This is a genomic window from Burkholderia sp. MSHR3999, assembly GCF_000833595.1.
In the GTDB taxonomy this organism is placed as follows: Bacteria; Pseudomonadota; Gammaproteobacteria; order Burkholderiales; family Burkholderiaceae; genus Burkholderia; species Burkholderia ubonensis.
In genome coordinates, this window is the sequence record NZ_JRFO01000002.1 from 133785 (window position 1) to 153536 (window position 19752).

A 19752-nucleotide genomic window follows, 5' to 3' on the forward strand; every position below is an offset into this window, starting at 1 on the left:
GCCGCAGCTTGAATACGACCCACCGAACGAGTTGACTTATGAACTGGAGGATGCCGAAATCCCTGGCCGCGCTCGCGCTGTGCGCGTCCATGTGGGCCCAATGCGTGCACGCAAGCGTCGTCATCACCGGGACCCGCGTGATTTTTCCTGGCGAGAATCGCGAAGTGACGGTTCGCCTGCTGAACGACGGCACGACGCCGGCGCTTGTCCAGGCGTGGATCGACACCGGCAACGAGAAGCAGTCGCCGGAACAGATCGCCGTGCCGTTCGCGCTGACACCGTCGATGTTCCGCCTCGATCCCGGCAAGGGGCAGTCGCTGCGCATGCTGTACACGGGCGAGCCGTTGCCGGCCGACCGTGAGTCGCTGTTCTGGCTGAACGTGCTGGAGGTGCCGCCGAAAGCGGAAGGCAACGACGACGCGAACCGGATTCAGCTCGCGTTCCGCACGCGCATCAAGGTGATGTATCGCCCGGCGGGATTGCCGGGCAGCGCTGCCACGGCGGCCGACCACCTGCGCTGGCAGATCGTCCCGCAACAGGGCGGGCAAGGCGTCGCGCTCAAGGCGGCGAATGCCGGGCCATATGTCGTGAACCTCGGCGCGATCGAACTCGACGCGGACGGCCGCAAGTACACGTTGCAGCCGGGTTTCGTCCGCCCGCAGGATTCCGCGACGTTTCCCGTTGAGGGGCTCGGCGCCGTGCCTGCTCACGCGGCGGTCGAATATAGCGCCATTGACGACTGGGGCGCGATCAAGCCGCCCAAGAAAAACAATATCGGCGACAAGCCGCACGACTGATACCGGGCATGCGTCCGCCGGCTCGATCGAGCCAGGCGCGCCCGAGGTACGAGCAATCTGATTTCGGATCCGCGCGATCCCGCGGGCGGCATGCATTCCAGACGAATGCATAAAGTGTTTCGTGATCCGAAGAAAATTCGGGGTAAACATGAATCTGTTTCTACACGGTGGCGCCGCCGCGCGTTCTGCGCCGCGCGTCAGCTTGCTCTATTCGATGGTGCTGTCGGCGATCGCCGGCTGGCACGCGAACGCCAGTGCCGCGCCGGTGACGTCGGCTGCCGCTGACGACGCGCAAGCCGTGGCGACTCAGGTGGCGAGCGTCCAGTTCGACAGCGGCTTTCTGACCGACAACGGGCGCGACGTGGCCGACATCTCGCGCTTCGAGAAGGGCAACGCGGTGCTGCCGGGCACGTATGGCGTCGACGTCTACGTCAACGATAACCTCGTCACGAGCGCCCGAGTCAAGTTTCGCGCATCCGCGCATTCACCCGATGCGCAACCGTGTTTCGACGAGGCGTTGCTGCAGGATATCGGCGTCGACGTCGAACGGCTGCATGCGGCCACGCTTGCGCAATTGCGCGACGAACGTGCCTGCATGGAGCTGCCGGACGCGATCCCGAACGCCACGGCCGCCTTCGCGTTCGACGAACAACGTCTGCGCCTGAGCATTCCGCAGACGGTGCTGCGTCGCAGCCCGCGCGGCTACGTCGGTCCCGATCGCTGGGATGCGGGCGTGACGGCGGGCATGCTGAATTACAACGCGAACCTCTATACGCGCCGTGGTTCCGGTGGACCGACGATCACGCAGGGCTATGTCGGCCTGACGGCCGGTGTGAACCTCGGCAAGTGGCATTTCCGGCACGAAGGCTCGTACAACTGGGCGACGGCGGGCGGCGGCAAGTATCAGGACATCGCGACCTACGTGCGCCGCGATCTCGCGGCGCTCAAAGCGCAGTTGACCGTCGGCGAATCGTATACGACGGGCGAGCTGTTCGATTCGACGCAGTTCCGCGGCGTGCAACTCGCATCGGATGACCGGATGCTGCCGGAATCGATGCGCGGCTATGCGCCGGTCGTGCGCGGCGTCGCGAACAGCAACGCGCAGGTGACGATCCGCCAGAACGGCGTGACGATCTACGAAACGACGGTCGCACCGGGCGCGTTCGAGATCGACGATCTTTATGCAACGGGCTACGGCGGCGACCTGAAGGTGACGGTGACGGAAGCCAACGGCGCCGTGCACCAGTTCAGCGTGCCGTACGCGGCGGTGCCGATGTCGTTGCGGCCGGGCGTTCATCGCTACAGCTTCGTCGCGGGAACGGTACGCGACACGCAGAGCGACCGCGATCCGCTGTTCATGCAGGGCACCTGGCAGCAGGGCATCACGAACCTGCTGACCGGATACGGCGGCCTGACCGTCGCGCAAGGCTATCTGTCGGCCATGCTTGGCAGCGCATTCAACACGCCGTTCGGCGCGATCGGGATGGACCTCACGCAAGCCAGCACCTCGGTGCCGGGCGTCAGGCGCTTCAACGGCACGAGTGCGCGGGTCAGCTACTCGAAGTCGATTCCGCAGACGCAGACCGACGTGACGATCGCCGCCTATCGCTATTCGACGAGCGGCTATTTCGGGCTGAACGACGCGATGAGCGTGCGCGAGCGCGTCGCGAACCTGGGCTCGGTCGACTCGGTCGCGCGGCAGCGCAGCCGCGCGTCGCTGTCGGTCAACCAGTCGTTCGGAGACCGAGCCGGCCGGCTTGCGCTAACCGTGTCCGCAATGAACTACTGGAACCGCAGCGGTTCGGATGTCAGCTATTCGGCATCCTACTCGAATATGTTCCGCGGCATCAGCTACAGCGCGTCCGTGCTGCGCCAGCAGAACAGCATCGGCAGGAACGAGACGCAGTACTACGTGAGCGCGACGATCCCGCTCGGCAAGACTTCGTCGACGATGGCGACGACGAGCTTCTCGCGTAACACGCGCGGCGAGATGCAGGCGCTCGCGACGCTGTCGGGCTCGGCGCTCCACGACGATCGCCTGTCGTACAGCGTGACGGGGAACCGGTCGTCCGGCGGCGGCCGCGCAAGCAACGACGGCAGCGGCACGATCGTGTATCGCGGTGCATACGGCGAAGTGTCGGCGACGGCGGGTGCGGGCACCGGCTATCAGCAGGGTTCGCTCGGCGTCCGTGGCGGGGTGGTCGCGCATCGCGGCGGCGTGACGCTCGCGCAGCCGCTGTCGGAGACCTTCGCGATCGTCAACGCGCCGGATGCGGCGGGCGCGCGCGTGCTCAATTCGCCGGGGGCGCGCGTCGACTGGCGCGGCTATGCGGTCGTGCCGTACCTGACGCCGTATTCGATGAATGCGATCGAGATCGATCCGGAAGGGTTGTCGACCGACGTGGAAATCAAGTTGACGCAGCAGCAGGTCGCGCCGCGCGCCGGGGCGGTGCCGATGATCGAGTTCCCGACGGTGTCGGGCAAGTCGGCGGTGATCGATGCGCGTCGCGCTGACGGCAGCGCGCTGCCGTTCGGTGCGGCGGTGGTCGATGCGGCGGGCAAGGAGATCGGCATCGTCGGGCAGGGCAGCCGGATCTTCGCGCGCGGGCTCGACGACAGCGGCACCCTAGCCGTGCGCTGGAGCGAAGATGCGAAGGCGCTGTGTTCGATTCGCTATGCATTGCCGATTGCGAAAAGCGGTGTGCATAAAAACGCGGTACGGCGCGTCGATGCAGTGTGCGCGGAACAGTAACGGCCGCCCCGGCTCGCCGATGAAGCGGGCCGGCCGGCTTCATGCGACGGAGCTGTCAGGCTATCCGTGCGCGGACGATGAGCAAATACGGGCAGGAAAGAGGAATTGAGATGACGATCACGATAATTGAAAGGGTGAGCGCGAGTGCCGCTCGGCGACTGCATGCGATCGCATTCATGGTGGCTGCAGCTGCCGCAACGGCGTCGCCCGCCAGCGCGCAGACACGTATCAATGCATTCGGGCAGCAGATCTCGCTCCCGAGAAGCGCGGCCAAGGGGACGATCCTGGCGAGATACTATATCGCGCCGACGCAGGTGTGCCATGGGAAGACGTGTGCGATGTGGTCATTTTTTAACTACATCAATGGTGATAGCCAGTTTGGAGTGACTGCGACGATTCCGACGAACGTGTCGGGTGTGTCGACGCGTCTACTGATCAATGGCCAGGCGTATGAACCTGACAGGTTTAAGATCTACGACCCGCCGATCGTTATCAATCAACCGCTCGAAGTGCAGTTGGTCAGGGGCAGTGGAGTGATGTCAAGCGGCGATCTCACGGGCCCTTACGCGTGGTCTCGAGAGTACTTCACGATCTTCACGAAGGCAGACGACGCCAGCATCGACAGTACCCATATTAGCCTACTGGGAACGATCACGACGATCGACGGTACCTGCTCGGTGCCAGCCCAGACCGTGAAGTTGCCCAACGCGCAGTTGAGCAAATTCGGAGACGTCGGGTCGACGCTCGGCACGCAGAGTTTCCAGATTCGTGTCGACAACTGTCCGAAAGGATACAACCGCGTCGGGTACGCGCTTGACCCGCGCGGTGGCGTGATCGCGAATGCGCCGGGCGTGCTGCCGCTCACCGACGGTTCCACCGCGAGCGGCGTGAAGATCAGGCTCGCCGACGACAAGGGCGTGCCCGCGGTTTTCGGCACGTCGATCAAGATCGATGCTTATAACAAAGCGACGGGCGGTTCGTATGCGATTCCGATGCAGGCGTCCTACATCAAGACGGACGCGACGGTCAAACCGGGAACCGTGAACGGCGCAATGACCGTGTTGCTGGACTATCAGTGACCGGGCTGCATCGATCATCAAGAAATGTTCGCCCCGCACCGCGCCATATGGCGCTTATGGCGTGTGTCGTCGTGTCGCCGGGCGCGAACACCGCGACCGCCTGCTGGATCTTCGAGAGGCGCGGCAGCTGACGCCGGGCGTGCCGCTGAAGTATGGCGTGTCGATCACCGATGCATGCCTGAGCTGGACGCAGACGAAGCCGGTGCTCGATGTGCTGGCCGAGGCGGTCAGGCATCGCCGGGTGTATTCGCGTAACGCGTGATGTTGCGGCGGCGGGCCTGGGCCCGCCGCCGCCACGTTCGGTGCGTCGACGGAGATCGGCCGCGCGAGCGTTCATTTCCTCCCTCCCCTCCCTGCCTGCCTGCTTGCCGAATGCGCGCTCGCTGCGGTAACGCATGTCACCCTGCACGCGGGCGTCCTGCCCGGTGCATTGCCCCTCGTTTTCCGGATGGTCGCGTCTGATGACCCGATGGTCTGTCAGCGTCCGACACGTCTTCTGCCCATGTTTGCTGCGCCACGCGCAAGGTGGCGCGTAGCTCGCGGAAATTTAGTAACTTGTCGACATGATCGTGCGCAATCGACGCATATGCTGCCATTTTTAGGACCATTCCTATATTCGGTCCTAGTCTAGTTTGTGAAAATTCAATTCATGCGATGCGTTGCGGTAGCCGACATGCCTGACACGACGCTGGCTGCACAAGAACTGCCGCATCCATTAACAGTCGTCTGAAATGGCTTGAGCGAAGTCGGGCAGGTCGTCGAATGTGAAATGAATTTCTAATTACTAAGTTATGCGAATCGAGTCAAAGGAAAAGTCCCGTGTGGGAATGGTGTTGCTTGCTGCGATCGCGATGTCGCTTGCCTCATCGGTCGCCAGCGCGAACATGACCGTCTATCCGATGGCTGCATCGATAGGGTCGGGCGGAAAATCGGCGGCGCAGTTGCGCGTCTATTCGAAATCCGAAACGACGCAGTACGTGAAGGCAATCGTGAAGCGCGTGATCGATCCGGCGACACCTCATGAGCGTGAGGTAAGCGGCATGAGCTCCGGCGACGACGCGATCGTGATCTCGCCGGCCAAGTTCGCATTGCCGGCCGGCGGAACGCGGCTCGTTCGCGTGATTCCGTTGGGCGTGCCGCAGAAGGAGGTGCTTTATCGCGTCTATCTGCAGCCCGTTGCAGCGCCGTCCGACGCTGACGCCGATTCCGGCACGGCGGGCGATGTATCCGGTCAGGTCAACTTCAGTCTCGTCTGGGCGCCGCTCATTCGGGTGTTGCCGAAAACGGCGTTGCCTGATCTCAACGTGTCGCACGGCTCGCTGACCAATACCGGCAATGTCCGGATCGGCTTGCTCAAAGCCGGCGCGTGTCAGTCCGAGCGGGACGAATCGTCATGCCAGTGGACGAAGTTTGAACGCAGCGTCTATCCCGACCAGCAATTCAAGCTGGACGGGCTGCATCCCGCACCTTACGTGCGGATCAAATATCGGGTGGAGGGAATGTCGGATGTACAGCAGAAGGTCGTGCCCGCGCATTCCATCAACACGATGAGCGCGTCGAGCGCGAATACCGAGACCCAACCGGGTCGAACCATTGTTTCAACCAACCAGGGAGATTAACCCATGCTGAAATTCGTTCCGATCGCCGCCGCTGCGCTCATGTCGATGTCGGCTTACGCCGTGCAGAAGGACATCACCGTGACCGCGAACGTCGACACGACGCTCGAGATGCTGTCTGCGGACGGCTCGGCGCTGCCGACGACCATGCAGATGCAATATCTGCCGGGCTCGGGCCTTCAGGCCACCGAAGTGAACACGAAGATCTTCACGAACGACAAGGCGAAGGATCTGCAGATTCGTCTCGCGGCCGATCCGTCGTTGAAGAACCAGACGAACCCGGGCGCCCCGGAAGTTCCGCTGGCCGTCAGCCTGGGCAGCACCGAGCTGAGCACCACGGCAGCAACGCTGAAGGCGTCGGAGATCTTCACCGGCGAACTGGCGCAAGGCTCGAACGTGCTTGCGCTGTCGATCAAGCAGAAGAAGGCCGAAGCCCTGACGGCGTCGGGTAGCTACCAAGGCGTCGTCAGCGTGATCGTCACGCAAAGCGCGGCATCGGGCGGCTAAACCTCACCGTTTCACTGGCGGGCGCGCCTGACGGGCGCGCCCGTTTTTTTTCTCCTCTTTTTCTCCTCTCTCCTACGCTTTCTCATCACTCATGATCCCATTCGATCTCAAGAAGACTGCCGTTGCATGCCTCAGCGCGCTGTGTGTGGGTGACCTCGTGTCGCCCGCATGCGCCGCTTCGGCCGTGCCGGCGGGATTCGAGGACATCGTGACGGGAAGCGAGGAGCGCATCGACGTCAATTTTCTTGGCGAGTCGCTCGGCTTGTTTCGGGTGTTCGTGACGCCCGGGACGATTCGCTTCGAGGAGCCCGCGCGTTTGCTGATGGCGCTCGGCAAGCATCTCGACCCGACGAAGGACGTGTCGCAGATCGGCGATGCGCTGTCGAAGCCGATGGCGCGCAATGGCAATCTCGCGTGCGGCGGACAAGCCGGCGTGAACGGCTGCGGGTATGTCGAGACCGACAGCGCGGCCGTGATTTATGACGACAGCAACGGCAACATCGAGCTGTTTCTGTCGCGCGACTGGCTGAGCACGGAGGAGCGCGACCGCCGTTTCCGCGAGCCTTCGCCGATGACGGAGAACGCGCTGATCCATCAGCAGACGATCAACCTCTCCGGCGGGCGTGGCTACAAGAGCCTGTCCGTCTCGGGCACAGGCGCGCTCGGCCTCACGCCGAACAGCTTCATCGGCGGCAACTGGGCATTTACCCATTCGAGCTACGCGACGAATTCGGACAGTCGCGTCGATCTGCAGGACATTTACTACCGCCACGACATCGGCTCGCAGCACTATGCGCAGGCCGGGCGGATGGACAATCGCAACCTCGCGAGCACGCTCGGCGGCAACTTCGGTTTCACGATGTTGCCGGTCGGCACACTCGACGGCGTGCGCGTCGGCACGACGCTCGCGTATACGAACCCCGAAGTCGCGGAGCAAGGTACGCCGGTCACGCTGCTGCTGCCGCGCGATTCGCGTATCGACGCTTACCGCGGCAACGAACTGCTGGGCACGGCCTACATGAAGGCCGGCGTCAATTCGCTCGATACCTCGCGCTTTCCGGAGGGCACGTATCCGCTCACGCTGCGCATCTTCGAGAACGGCGTGCAGGTGCGCACGCAGACGACACCGTTTACGAAGACGGGCGGCGGGATCAACTCGCGCACGCGGCAATGGTTCGCGCAGGCAGGACGCGCGGCCGACCGCGACGCGCCGAACGGCGTGGCCGCCGCGGCGGGTGTCCGCATTCCGCTGCCGGGCGATGTGACATTGACGAGCGGCGTCGCGACCGTCGGCGGGAAGCTCTACAACGAAACGGCGCTCGAGTGGCGTCATGCGTTTCCGTTGGGTGTTCTCTCCGCCGGTGGCGCGGTGTTTGTCGGGAACGACGGCGCACGCGGCAATACGCAGCAGATTTCGTTCGCCGACGGCGTGTCGTGGAGCGTGTATCGCTATCAGATGCGCGGCGCATCGTGCAACGGCCCGTCGGTGTCGTATCGCGACGTCGGCTGCTACGACACACTGAATGCAACCGTCTCGTTCCCGATCGGAAGCTGGTCGGCGATGCTCGGTTACACGTACAACAAGAGCGTCGGCCGCTCGCAGAACTGGATGGTCGATGAGGCGGACCGCCCGTGGTCCAGGCCTGTCTCCGCGCAGGACGACCGTGTGTCGCGCGCCCTTCAGTTGGCGCTGTCGCGATCGGTGACGTGGCGCAAGATCAACGCGAACCTGCGGGTGGGCGCATACGCGAACCGCAGCGCCGGCGCGAACAACGAGTATGGCGGCTACGTCGGCGTGACGCTGTCGATGGCCCAACCCGCGACGCAGCCGGGGCGCGCGTCCGCCTATACCGCGGCGGGCGTGGACGTCCGCACGGATCGCAGCAACACGACGACGAACTACACGCTCGATCGCAACTGGAACTGGCATGGCGACACTTATCGCGAAGTCGCGCTTGGCGTGTCCGGCTATGGCACCGACAGCCTGACAGGCTCGGTTCAGGGCCGTTGGAACGGCCGTTATGGCGACGTTGCCGCGTCGGTCGCGAACAGCTACAGCCGCGAAAGCGGCGGCAACAACCCCTCGGTGACGGCGAGCTACTCGTCGTCGTTCGCGGTTGCCCGGCAGGGGGTCTTCCTGGGCGCATCCGCGTCGCAATCGGATCCGCTCGCGGGTTTTGCCGTCAAGGTCGGCAACCGCGACGATGCGCACGGGATGGCGGCCGAAGTGAGCAGTGCGGCCAGCAGAAAGATCAAGGTGGGTTTCGGGCAGCGCGCGCTGTTGCCGGTCTCCGCATTCACGCCGGTGACGACGGAAGTGAACGACGCCGGCGCTCAGTCGGCTGCGGGAGCCACGAGCGTGACCGAAGGTCTCGGCAAGCGCACGCTGTTCATGGTGCCCGGGCAACTCGCGATGCGCGACGTCAAGGCGAAGGTGACGTACACGTATGTCGGTCAAGCGTTCTCGGCGGGCGGCATACCGCTGTCGGACAGCGTGATTCTCAACGGCTCGATGCCGCCGCTCGACGGCGAGGGTGGTTTCGTTGCCGAACTCGACCACAAGGAAGACGAACTATTCGTCGTGGACGGGCCGACGCTGATGCGGTGCCCGTTGCACGTCGAGCGCCGTCAGGACGTGCTGATGATGGTCGGCAAGGTGCGATGCGAAGTGGCCGGGCCGGATGCGCTGCCCGATGCGCTGCGCAAGCAGGCGCGCGTGCAGAAGCTGCTGCAGCAGCGCTATGTGATGTCGTCGGTGCGGGCGCGGACGACGGGTGTGGATGACGCGTCGCAGTAAGTGATTGGACACGGCCGGACCGGCGCGGGCGGACTGATCCGCCTGCGTCATGCCGGACGTTGATCCGCTTCGATGAGCGAGATGCCGGTTGTACGGCATCGCGTTTCGAGGAACAAGCGCGCGGTGCATTGCTTCTCGTCGCATGAAGTACCGCCCGGTAGTGGCCGTCGCGCAGTGGCGCTGACGACACCCCGAACACAAGGACACAGCAATTCAAATGACACGAGCAAATAAATCTCACTGGCGGGCCGTTGTGCTCGCCGCTGCGCTGGGGGCGATCTCGCTCGATGCGTCGGCGGCCATGGAGGCGCCTGCCAACCGCAACGATACCGTTGAAGCCACGCTGGATCGAGGTGCGCCGCAGGGAGACGTCATGATATTCAACGGCGCGTCGGGCGGCTACGACACGGCGGATTACCTGAAGTGGGGGCGAAATACGTGGACGTGCCAGTCGACCACCACCACGACGACAGGTGCGTGCGCGACCGAGCCGATATGGATAGTGGCAGGCAACTCGTCCACGATCCGGCTTTCGTTCAAGGAGGAAAAGACTGGCGCCACAGCCGTGCTGAATCTTCATGGAGAAAATGCTTACAGTCGCCACGTCGATTGCAACGGCAACGCCGCTTCGGAAACCGTGTCGATCGCGCGAACGCCGATCGAGATGGCGCAGTCCGCTACCGTGGGCAATTGCGATGCCATAGGCTGGGACGGACGCAAGCTCTTCGTCAAGATTCCGGTCTCGGAGCTGAAGAACCTCCCGTCGGGCGGAACTTGGAAGGCGAACCTTCAATTGAACTTGAGAATATGGGGCGCGAGCAGCCCTCCGACGCTCGCCGTCTTCAAAGCAGCAATCAAGTTGAACGTCACCGACAAGAACAACATCCAGGTCTACCTGCCCGAGTTCACGAATGCGACGCCCGTGGTCGACCTCAAGCTGCGCACGCTGCCGAATGGCAGCCGGCTGAGCGGCACGTCGAACGTCGACATGTGCCTGTACGACGGATACAACTCGCAGAGCACGTGGTTCGACGTTACCGCAAGCGACGGCCTCACGATCGACCGGCGCGACAAGGGCAGCTATTCGGTGCTGCTCGAATCGGACAAGAGCGGCGCATATGCATCGCGCGTCGATTACAACGCGAGTCTCACGTACGCCGGCAAGAAAATCGTGCTGCCGAACAACGAGACCGTCCGGCTTCAGGGCGTGAACAACAGCGCGGGGCGGACGGTCTCGTTGCCCGGCATTCCGGTTCCGGTCGTCTGCACGCCGACGCCGCTGACGCTCGAGACGCCCGAATTCCAGTCGGTGTGGAAGCGCCCCGGAAAGTACAGCAACAAGCTGACGATCACGTTCACGCCGTCGTCGGCAAGTCTCTAGCGCTTGCGGGACCCTTGACGCGTGTTCCCGGCGCGAGATGCTCGGAATCCAGCCAGGTTCGACGGGCCGTGGCGGACGTTGATAACGACGTGCGCCATGGCTGACACTCGTTGTGAAGTCACCGCCGGCGTTCGATGAGCGCGCTGTCCTGGGGCGCGACTCGTGGGAGGGGGGAGAGGCCCGTCCGATCAGGCAACGCGCTCGACCGTTCCGATGTCGTTCACGGCGATCGAACCGCTGGATGAATCTGCGACGGATCGCCTCCGACGGCATCGAGAACGGCCCGTATCAATTCGGAATCGCTTGCCGCTCCCATTTTCTTCATGGCGCTGCACTTTTGCGAACTTAGCTAAGACATAAGACGCGCCGCTTTCCTCAAGTTTCGTGTGACGAATGCCGTAATACGACTGTATGGAACCTCACGTTCAGCTGTCACGGTTCATTCACTAAACACACGGAAGCACGTCATGAAGATCGATTCCTCTTTGGTCGCGGGCCCGGCACAGGCTGCGGCGAACCCGACGACGGCCGGCGCATCGGGCAATCAGCAAGCCACCGCCGCCGGCTCCACCGCCGCCGGCTCCACCGCTGCTGGCTCCACCGCAGCGTCGGGCACGAGCGCAGGCGCGAATGCGAACGCCGCACAGCCCGCATCGGCCGAAGGCTCCGCGCCGCTGGGCGGTGCGAACGGCAAGGCCGAAGACCCGGCGGTCAAGCAGCTGAAGGAGTTGATCGAGAAGCTGCAGAAGCAGCTCGCGCAGCTGGAAGCCCAGATAGCGCAGGCTGGCCAGCGGGCGAAGAAGGACCCCGCGGCCCAGATCGAACAGCAGGCGCTGGTCGCGCAGGCCGGCGAAGTGTCCGCCGCGCTGCAAACCGCGGTCGCCAAGATGGTGGAATTGCTGCGCAAGCAGTCGAGCAGTCCCACGGGCGGTCTGGTCTCGACGCAGGCCTGACGCGAAGCCGTTTCGGTTCACGCCTTTCGTTGACGCGCCGACTTGGCGTCGCTCACAGCGGATGCGCGGCACCGGCCTGCGCCAGCAGTTGCACGGCGGCCGGGTCGGGCATGCCGTTGGCGTCGATCGCCCCCGCCTTCGCCAGCGCGACGAGGTCGCTGTCGACGCCGGGCTGGCCGACCACGAACGGCGTCGTCAGGAACGCTTGCGTCGTCAGCGTGACCGCGTAGCGCTGCTGGAGATTCGCGACGACCGCCACCTGCGCGGCCTGCACGTCGGACTGGTTTTCCAGCACCTGCTGCACATGCGCGCTGTTCGGCAGGTTGGCGATCAGGCCGGCCGTGGTCGTGCCGAGCTGCGATGCGAGGTAGACGAGCATCAGGTCGGTCTCGGGCGTCGTATTGAAGGTGCCGCCGGCGAACGCGAGGGAATGCAGGGTCGCGCCGCCAGACGTGACGGTGAGCACGCACGGGAGCGTCGCGTTGAACGTCAGGCTGTAGTTCCCGCCGCCGTCCGACAGCGCGGAACCCGAACCCTGCGCGCAGCGGGCGGCGACGGTCGCGCTGGCCAGCGCCGGGCCGGTGGCGGCCGTGCCGGAGACGGTGATGGTCTGCGTGCCGTTGCCGTTTCCGTTGAAACATCCATCGTTGAAGCCGAAGCACGCTTCGCCGCCGCACGCGGACAGCGTCGCGAGCGAAGCCACGCAGAGTGCGCCCAGCGCGGGGCGGATGACGCGCGCATCGTGAAGGTTCATGGCGGCTGCTTCCGACGATGGGAAGGGGAAACGCCCGGCCGGGGCACAGCGACGGCCGGCGCTGCGTTCAATTCTAGGTTCTATTCCGCGGAGCTGCTTGCCGCTGCGAGCGGTTGATTACCTGATGGGCAACTGCCGAACGCAGTTGACTACTGATTCCCGCCCAAGTGACCGCCCAAGCTCAGGCGACCTGCCTCGACCCACCCTTCGAAATCCTCCCCCGTCTTGCCGTTCACGTACATGATCTGATACCAGCCCTTGTACGGCTTATAGACGGTCACGGAGTCGCCGGGAATGATGAAGGTTCGCTTGGTGACGCACTGCGCGTCGGGAGCCGAATGAAAATAGGCGCGCCCCGAGCCGATGACCGTTGCGGAAACCGGCGGCCTGAAATCGTCGCCGGGGCCCCCGACCGCTTCGTTGAGTTGACGGCAATCCACCGGGCCTTTTGCATGGGCGTACATCGGGGCGATGCATGCGCACAGCGCGAAGAGGGCGGCTGCCCGGATGCGTTTCGAAATCTTGGTATTCATGGTTTTTCCGAGGAGGCAGGGCAAGGCAAGTGTTCGACCGGTCATCAAAAGCCGGCAAGTTTAACGGCAGGCAAAGCGGAAATTCCAATCGGAAATACCGCATGTGCTTCAGCGAATGCCTTTCAAGATGCACGCCGACGGCCAATGCGTGCATTTGATCTACGTAATTCTACGTAGCCATGCATACGTAATTATCCGCTTGTAAGCGATCCCCCGAACGCGAATACTACGAGCCCATCATGCCGGCCTTTGCGAGGTCGGCGTGACGTGCCATACCGACACACGAGCGCGGCGGCCCAAGCGCCGCGCGATATCAATAACCACAGGAGACACCATGAATCGGGCTTCCAGCACCCTGATCTGGATTGCGGTCGCGCTATTGGGCGCGTTCGCGTTCGGCACCATCGCGCTCGCGCACGGCGAGCGGGTCAGCGCCCTCTGGATCGTGATCGCCGCCGTCTGCGTGTATCTGATCGCGTATCGCTTCTACAGCCGCTTCATCGCCAGCAAGGTCATGCAGCTCGACGGGCTGCGGATGACGCCGGCCGTCCGGCACAACGACGGCCTCGACTACGTGCCGACCAACAAGTACGTGCTGTTCGGCCATCACTTCGCCGCGATCGCCGGCGCCGGGCCGCTCGTCGGGCCGGTGCTCGCCGCGCAGATGGGCTATACGCCCGGCATGCTGTGGATCCTGGCGGGCGTCGTGTTCGCGGGCGCGGTGCAGGACTTCATCGTGCTGTTCATCTCGACGCGCCGCGACGGCCGCTCGCTCGGCGATCTCGTCAAGATGGAGCTCGGCACCGTGCCGGGAGTGATCGCGCTGTTCGGCGCGTTCCTGATCATGGTGATCATCCTCGCGGTGCTCGCGCTGATCGTCGTGAAGGCGCTGACCAACTCGCCGTGGGGCACGTTCACCGTCGCCGCGACGATTCCGATCGCGCTGTTCATGGGCGTCTACACGCGCTACATCCGTCCTGGCCGCATCGGCGAAGTGTCGATCATCGGCTTCGTCGGGCTGATGGCGTCGATCGCGTTCGGCCAGACCGTGCACGATTCGCCGACGCTCGCCGCATGGTTCACGTTCAGCGGCACGCAGCTCACGTGGATCCTGATCGGCTACGGCTTCGTCGCGTCGGTGCTGCCGGTGTGGCTGCTGCTCGCGCCGCGCGACTACCTGTCGACGTTCCTGAAGATCGGCACGATCGTCGGTCTCGCGATCGGCATCCTGATCGTCGCGCCGGAACTGAAGATGCCCGCGCTGACGAAGTTCGTCGACGGCACCGGCCCGGTGTGGTCGGGCAACCTGTTCCCGTTCCTCTTCATCACGATCGCGTGCGGCGCGGTGTCGGGCTTCCACGCGCTGATCTCGTCGGGCACGACGCCGAAGCTGCTCGACAACGAAACCAACGCGCGCTTCATCGGCTACGGCGCGATGCTGATGGAATCGTTCGTCGCGATCATGGCGCTCGTCGCCGCCTGCGTGATCGAGCCGGGCATCTACTTCGCGATGAACGCGCCGGCCGCCGTGCTCGGCACGACGCCGGAAGCGGTCGCGAACACCGTCACGCAATGGGGCTTCATGCTGACGCCGGACATGCTCACGCAAACCGCGAAGGCCGTCGGCGAGACGACGATCATCGCGCGCGCGGGCGGCGCGCCGACGCTGGCGGTCGGCATGGCGCACATCCTGCACCAGGTGATCGGCGGCGAGGCGATGATGGCGTTCTGGTATCACTTCGCGATCCTGTTCGAAGCGCTGTTCATCCTGACGGCCGTCGATGCGGGCACGCGCGCGGGCCGCTTCATGCTGCAGGACCTGCTCGGCACGTTCCACCCGGCGCTCAAGCGCACCGAATCGCTGCCGGCGAACCTGATCGCGACCGCGCTGTGCGTCGCCGCATGGGGCTACTTCCTGTACCAGGGCGTGGTCGATCCGCTCGGCGGCATCAACACGCTGTGGCCGCTGTTCGGCATCTCGAACCAGATGCTCGCGGCGATCGCGCTGGTGCTCGGCACCGTCGTGCTGTTCAAGATGAAGCGCGAGCGCTTCGCGTGGGTCACGCTGGTGCCGACCGTATGGCTGCTGATCTGCACGCTGACGGCCGGCTGGCAGAAGGTGTTCGATGCGAACCCGAAGGTGAGCTTCCTCGCGCACGCCGCGAAGCTGCAGGCGGCCGTGGACGAAGGCAAGGTGCTGGCGCCGGCGAAGTCGATCGCGCAGATGAAGCGGATCATCGTCAACGACTACATCGACGCCGCGCTCGCGGGGCTGTTCATTCTCGTCGTGGTGAGCATCGCGGTGTACGGCGTGCTCGCGATCCGGCGCGCGCGCAGCGATGCGAAGCCGACCGTGCGCGAGACGCCGTACGAGGCGATGCCGGCGGCGCAGGCGCTCGGCAGCGGACGCTAAGGAGAAGCCGCGATGTTCTCCGATCTCGGCAGTGATCTGCGCAGCGCGGGCCGCTACCTGGGGCAGGCGTTGCGGCTGATGGTCGGCCTGCCCGACTACGACACCTACGTCGCGCACATGCGCGATACGCATCCGGACCGCGAGCCGATGACGTACGAGGAATTTTTCCGCGAACGTCAGAACGCGCGGTATGGATCGGGGGCGGGGAAGTGTTGTTAATAGCAATTTGAGTTTCTCTCATCAAAAAAGGCGTCGAAACTATGTTTCGGTGCCTTTTTTCTTGCCGGTGGATAGTGGTGAGAGGTTGTTTAATGTAATATGTTAGCCGCCACATTTTTGCTTCGAATGATATGTCTACAGTGAAATCGAAAACAATAGTAGAGCGTTTTGGTAAGGCGCAAGATAGCCTAGTGATTCAGGCGGCAGATATGTCGCTCGAAACCATTGCCGCTATGGTTGATGCTGGCGCAATCGATGTGCAGCCAGAATATCAACGTCGGGAACGCTGGTCGCTAGCGGCTCAATCTGCGTTGATCGAATCTTTTTTATTGAATATTCCGGTTCCGCCGGTTTACTTGGCAGAGGAGGATTTTGGTACTTATTCCGTAATTGATGGAAAGCAGCGGTTGACGGCGATTAAAAGATTTATGAGGCAGGAGTTTTCTCTTTTTAAGCCGGCTAGATTTGATGAGTTGAGTGGGTTGCAATTGGCTGAATTGCCGATTGATTTGCGCAATGCATTGACGATAAGGCCCTACGTTCGCGTGGTTACCTTGTTGAAGCAAAGTGATCCGCAATTGAAGTATGAAGTTTTCACGAGATTGAATACTGGTGGCGTTCCGTTGCAGCCTCAAGAGGTGAGAAATGCAATGTATCGTGGAAAATTAAATGACTTGCTGATTCAATTGTCTGATCAGCCTTTTTTGAGAAAGCAGCTTAAAATCAAGACGAAAAAGGAAGATGCATATTTGTCGATGTCGGATGTTGAATACGTCCTTCGATTCTTCACGATGCTGAATGAGTGGCAGTCGTTTTCGGGTGATTACCGAAGATCGATGGACCGATATATGGATATAAATAGAAATCCGACGCTGGCTAGGCTGAAAAAGCTTCAATCACTGTATGTTACGAGTTTGGAGCGATGTCAATCATTGTGGGGGGACCACGCTTTTCGACGATTCGATGTGGCAAGCAATGTGTATCGGGACCAATTCCTCTCGGCTCTCTACGATGCCCAGATGATTGCCGTCTCGGAATTGTCGGATGCTAAATTTAAGAAGCTTATTTCCAAGCGACAAAAGGTTATTGGTGCGACGCGGTCATTATTTGGGGTGAGTGAATTTGAGGACTCGATTCGAGTCTCCACAAACACGCCGACTCGCGTAAAAATGCGTGTTGAAATGATGGTTGAAATGTTGGCGGAACACTGCTAATTATTATGCGAAGTGAACGTGCCAATTTCCTTCGGCGATTGCAAGCCATTTCCAGTGCGTGCGAGGAGCCGCTTCTGGTTAACAATGCAGATTCTTCGCACAATGAGCGAGCGAAGCAACTTCGCTGTGGGTTGTGTGTAATGATATTTTCTGCGTTGGAGGATTTTCTTCGAGAAAGAATTGCTCAAATCCTTGAGCATATTACACCGGCATCGCTGCCATTTTCTAATTTATCGCAAAAATTTCAAACATCGGCTTCCCAGGTTGCCTTGCAAAGTCTTGCATTTCAATCTCAGTATATTGAGGAGGATCAGCGGTTGGCGTTTCTTCGTGCTGAATTTAAGAAATTGGCGACGCTGGGGGAGAATCATTATTCTATATCAAGATACGCGTTCTCGAATTCCAAGACGAATGTTCAGGCATCTGAAATATTCGATGTTCTGGATTCGTTCTTGGTTGAAAAGCCTTGGGAGGCGATCTACTATACGGCTCGGCGCTTGCAGCTGGCTACTGCCAATCCGGCGAAGCAGGAATTTGAGCAGTTGGCAACGGCGCGCCACTCGGCTGCACATAAGCAGATATATGACATCCCGAGTATCGATCTGAAGGCAAAGGTTGCTTCGGCAATGTCAATTGGTGTTGCTTTTGACATTGTTTTGAGTTCTGCGGCGTTAAATATGAATTCTTCCATTGCGCGTCATCAGGCTATGCGCCTTCTTAAGGCGGGCGACATAAAAATATACTTTATTAGTGAAAATCCGTATCGGGGGAAGTATCGTCTAATACAGGATGGGCAACCGAAATCAAAGACATTAAATAGTGATCCGGCGCTGCACACGGTAAAGGCGATTGGACTTCAGAAGCTGGCGATTGATCCAGGGGTGCTGGTAATCCAGGATGGAACAGGCAAGCCGAAAGAGTGGTACTGTCGCGCGGCAGGTGAGTAACCTTGTAGTTTTACGCGCGAACGTATTGTTCAGAGCAAGGATATATCATTGAGCATGTCAGGCACCCGTTTGAGGCGGGACGCAAAGACATCGATCATGGCGCTTCCCTGCACCACAATTCACGTGAGCGATTGTGCGCTGCGGTGACTACTTAGACGTATCACTGTGCGTCACGAGATCGGCGAACAGCAGTGTATGAGGCAAGACGTGTTGACTGACGATTATCCTTGATCGACCGCACACGTCTGCGTGACACGCTCATCGATCGCCGACGCCGCGCGCGGTGCCACCAACCAAACTGCGGCGGCGAGCGCTGATAATGTGACGGCGAGCGTGAGCCGCATCGCGGCCTGAAACGGCTGCAGCGTCGCGATGAACGCGCCGAAGACCGCCACGCCGAGGGCGGAGCCGCTCTGTCGCGCGGCGTTCAGGACGGCCGCCGCGATGCCCGCGCGGCCTTTCTCGACGGCGCCGAGCGCAGGCGAGGTCGCGGCCGGCGAGATGAAGCCCGACGCGAACCCGATCGCCAGCATCGGGCCGATCGCGAGCCAGTACGGCGACGTCGCGCTCGACAGCATCATGCCGAGCGCCCCTGCCGCATACAGGCCGAACGCGGCGCACATCGGCCAGCGCCCGCCGAAGCGCCTGACGAGCCGGCTCGACAGCAGGCCTCCGGCCGCGACCATCGCCGTCATCGGCAGGAACGCGAGCCCGGCATCGAGCGGCGACTCGCCGCGAACCTGCTGGTAGAACAGGCTGAACGTGAACAGCAGGCCGTAGAACACGAACGCGGACGCCATCGAGACGAAGGTCGATCCGGCGAAGAGCGGGCTGCGAAAGAAGGCCAGCGGCAGCATCGGATCGCGCCCCCGCGCCTCGATCACGAGCAACGCGATCCATGTGATGCAGCACACGACGATGCCGGCGACGATCGGCGTCGCGCGCCAGCCGAGCGACGGCCCCTCGATCAGCACGCCGATCAGCGTGCCGAGCGCGACGATCGCCGCGGCCTGTCCCTTCCAGTCGAAGTGCCGGGTTCGCGCGGCATCGGCGCGCGCAGCCGAGCGCGCGAGCCATACGCCGGCCAGCCCGATCGGCAGGTTCGCGAAGAAGATGCTGCGCCAGCCGAACAAATGGATCAGCAGCCCGCCGATCAGCGGGCCGGCAGCCATCGCGACCCCGCCGCATCCCATCCAGATGCTGACCGCCGACGCGCGCTCGCCCGGATCGGGATACGCGCGGTTGATCAACGCGAGCGAGCACGGCACCAGCATCGCGCTGCCGACGCCTTGCAGCACGCGCGCCAGCGCGAGGGCCGTGAGGTTCGGCGCGAAGCCGCACAACGCCGACGCGGCGACGAACACCGCGAGCCCCGCGACGTAGACGGTGCGCGCGCCGAACCGGTCGCACAGGGTGCCGCCCGTCAGCAGCAGGCTCGCGAACGTCAGCGTGTAGGCGTTCACGATCCACTGCAGCCCGGCAACCCGGCTGTCGAGCGTCCGGGCGATTTCTCGCAGCGCGACGTTGACGATCGACGCGTCGAGCAGGACGAGCGTGTAGCTGACGCTGGTCGCCGCCAGGATCCGGCGGGCGTTGGGATGCAGGTTGGCTTTCATCGGACTCCCGCGCGGGGATGCGTAAAAAGCCAATGTATCGACGCGATGGGCGACGACGTTTCACCGCGGACCGAAACGTGGATGTCGCCGCGTCGCCGCTCGTGTGTCGAGCTTGATCTGCCCGCCCCCGGCGTCGTGTCACGGCCGGTATCATATGACCTGTTTGGCCCGATG

15 protein-coding genes and 1 pseudogene are annotated in these 19752 nt (G+C 62.6%); 13 read left to right on the top strand and 3 right to left on the bottom strand.

Annotation, left to right across the window (positions count from 1 at the left end):
- Positions 1-50 precede the first annotated feature (50 nt).
- The 9 genes and pseudogenes from KY49_RS11375 (at position 51) to KY49_RS11410 (ending at position 11882) form a co-directional block, all read left to right on the top strand.
- On the top strand, positions 51-797 hold the full coding sequence (locus KY49_RS11375) for a fimbrial biogenesis chaperone (RefSeq protein WP_231636377.1): 747 nt from the start codon (positions 51-53) through the stop codon (positions 795-797).
- Positions 798-945: 148 nt separating this feature from the next.
- Positions 946-3549, top strand: a complete 2604-nt coding sequence (locus KY49_RS11380) for a fimbria/pilus outer membrane usher protein (protein ID WP_042584780.1) — start codon at positions 946-948, stop codon at positions 3547-3549.
- A gap of 110 nt (positions 3550-3659) precedes the next feature.
- Positions 3660-4628 carry a fimbrial protein gene (locus KY49_RS11385; protein ID WP_052495644.1) on the top strand — a complete coding sequence of 323 codons (969 nt, stop codon included), beginning with the start codon at positions 3660-3662 and terminating at the stop codon, positions 4626-4628.
- Positions 4629-4737: 109 nt separating this feature from the next.
- Positions 4738-4890, top strand: a pseudogene (locus KY49_RS35385) (3-deoxy-7-phosphoheptulonate synthase); the annotation flags it as partial.
- A gap of 565 nt (positions 4891-5455) precedes the next feature.
- A complete protein-coding gene (locus tag KY49_RS11390) occupies positions 5456-6247 on the top strand; it encodes a fimbrial protein (protein WP_269433286.1) in 792 nt (263 codons plus the stop codon).
- A gap of 3 nt (positions 6248-6250) precedes the next feature.
- Positions 6251-6751 carry a cable pilus major pilin CblA gene (gene cblA / locus KY49_RS11395; protein WP_042584782.1) on the top strand — a complete coding sequence of 167 codons (501 nt, stop codon included), beginning with the start codon at positions 6251-6253 and terminating at the stop codon, positions 6749-6751.
- 91 nt (positions 6752-6842) lie between these two features.
- Positions 6843-9548 (top strand): TcfC E-set like domain-containing protein, encoded by a 2706-nt coding sequence (locus tag KY49_RS11400; RefSeq protein WP_042584783.1) that lies wholly within the window; start codon positions 6843-6845, stop codon positions 9546-9548.
- Positions 9549-9921: 373 nt separating this feature from the next.
- On the top strand, positions 9922-10929 hold the full coding sequence (locus tag KY49_RS11405; RefSeq protein ID WP_269433283.1) for a CfaE/CblD family pilus tip adhesin: 1008 nt from the start codon (positions 9922-9924) through the stop codon (positions 10927-10929).
- Positions 10930-11396: 467 nt separating this feature from the next.
- Entirely contained in the window at positions 11397-11882 is a 486-nt protein-coding gene (locus KY49_RS11410) for a hypothetical protein (RefSeq protein WP_042584785.1), read from the top strand.
- Positions 11883-11934: 52 nt separating this feature from the next.
- Here the strand turns inward: KY49_RS11410 and KY49_RS11415 are convergent, their stop codons facing one another.
- Both KY49_RS11415 and KY49_RS11420 read right to left on the bottom strand, forming a co-directional pair.
- A complete protein-coding gene (locus tag KY49_RS11415) occupies positions 11935-12636 on the bottom strand; it encodes a hypothetical protein (RefSeq protein ID WP_042584786.1) in 702 nt (233 codons plus the stop codon).
- A gap of 149 nt (positions 12637-12785) precedes the next feature.
- The gene (locus KY49_RS11420) at positions 12786-13169 is read right to left on the bottom strand and encodes an SH3 domain-containing protein (RefSeq protein ID WP_042584983.1); all 384 of its coding nucleotides are present in this window, start codon (positions 13167-13169) and stop codon (positions 12786-12788) included.
- A gap of 334 nt (positions 13170-13503) precedes the next feature.
- On the opposite strand from KY49_RS11420, the gene KY49_RS11425 reads away from it, so the two are divergent.
- The 4 genes from KY49_RS11425 (at position 13504) to KY49_RS37085 (ending at position 17962) form a co-directional block, all read left to right on the top strand.
- Positions 13504-15582 (top strand): carbon starvation CstA family protein, encoded by a 2079-nt coding sequence (locus tag KY49_RS11425; RefSeq protein ID WP_042584787.1) that lies wholly within the window; start codon positions 13504-13506, stop codon positions 15580-15582.
- 12 nt (positions 15583-15594) lie between these two features.
- On the top strand, positions 15595-15801 hold the full coding sequence (locus KY49_RS11430; RefSeq protein WP_006766647.1) for a YbdD/YjiX family protein: 207 nt from the start codon (positions 15595-15597) through the stop codon (positions 15799-15801).
- Between the two features lie 140 nt (positions 15802-15941).
- Positions 15942-17015, top strand: coding sequence for a DUF262 domain-containing protein (locus KY49_RS11435; RefSeq protein ID WP_197083561.1), 1074 nt, complete (start codon positions 15942-15944; stop codon positions 17013-17015).
- Positions 17016-17020: 5 nt separating this feature from the next.
- A complete protein-coding gene (locus KY49_RS37085) occupies positions 17021-17962 on the top strand; it encodes a HEPN domain-containing protein (RefSeq protein WP_269433284.1) in 942 nt (313 codons plus the stop codon).
- A gap of 221 nt (positions 17963-18183) precedes the next feature.
- Here the strand turns inward: KY49_RS37085 and KY49_RS11440 are convergent, their stop codons facing one another.
- Positions 18184-19578 (bottom strand): MFS transporter, encoded by a 1395-nt coding sequence (locus KY49_RS11440; protein WP_042584788.1) that lies wholly within the window; start codon positions 19576-19578, stop codon positions 18184-18186.
- Between the last annotated feature and the right edge of the window lie 174 nt (positions 19579-19752).

Excerpts from the sequence above, each read along its gene's own strand:
- KY49_RS11375 (WP_231636377.1), top strand. The coding sequence starts at position 51 with ATGCCGAAATCCCTGGCCGCGCTCGCGCTGTGCGCGTCCATGTGGGCC.
- KY49_RS11380 (WP_042584780.1), top strand. The coding sequence starts at position 946 with ATGAATCTGTTTCTACACGGTGGCGCCGCCGCGCGTTCTGCGCCGCGC.
- KY49_RS11385 (WP_052495644.1), top strand. The coding sequence starts at position 3,660 with ATGACGATCACGATAATTGAAAGGGTGAGCGCGAGTGCCGCTCGGCGA.
- KY49_RS11390 (WP_269433286.1), top strand. The coding sequence starts at position 5,456 with ATGGTGTTGCTTGCTGCGATCGCGATGTCGCTTGCCTCATCGGTCGCC.
- cblA (WP_042584782.1), top strand. The coding sequence starts at position 6,251 with ATGCTGAAATTCGTTCCGATCGCCGCCGCTGCGCTCATGTCGATGTCG.
- KY49_RS11400 (WP_042584783.1), top strand. The coding sequence starts at position 6,843 with ATGATCCCATTCGATCTCAAGAAGACTGCCGTTGCATGCCTCAGCGCG.
- KY49_RS11405 (WP_269433283.1), top strand. The coding sequence starts at position 9,922 with ATGATATTCAACGGCGCGTCGGGCGGCTACGACACGGCGGATTACCTG.
- KY49_RS11410 (WP_042584785.1), top strand. The coding sequence starts at position 11,397 with ATGAAGATCGATTCCTCTTTGGTCGCGGGCCCGGCACAGGCTGCGGCG.
- KY49_RS11415 (WP_042584786.1), bottom strand. The coding sequence starts at position 12,636 with ATGAACCTTCACGATGCGCGCGTCATCCGCCCCGCGCTGGGCGCACTC.
- KY49_RS11420 (WP_042584983.1), bottom strand. The coding sequence starts at position 13,169 with ATGAATACCAAGATTTCGAAACGCATCCGGGCAGCCGCCCTCTTCGCG.
- KY49_RS11425 (WP_042584787.1), top strand. The coding sequence starts at position 13,504 with ATGAATCGGGCTTCCAGCACCCTGATCTGGATTGCGGTCGCGCTATTG.
- KY49_RS11430 (WP_006766647.1), top strand. The coding sequence starts at position 15,595 with ATGTTCTCCGATCTCGGCAGTGATCTGCGCAGCGCGGGCCGCTACCTG.
- KY49_RS37085 (WP_269433284.1), top strand. The coding sequence starts at position 17,021 with ATGCGAAGTGAACGTGCCAATTTCCTTCGGCGATTGCAAGCCATTTCC.
- KY49_RS11440 (WP_042584788.1), bottom strand. The coding sequence starts at position 19,578 with ATGAAAGCCAACCTGCATCCCAACGCCCGCCGGATCCTGGCGGCGACC.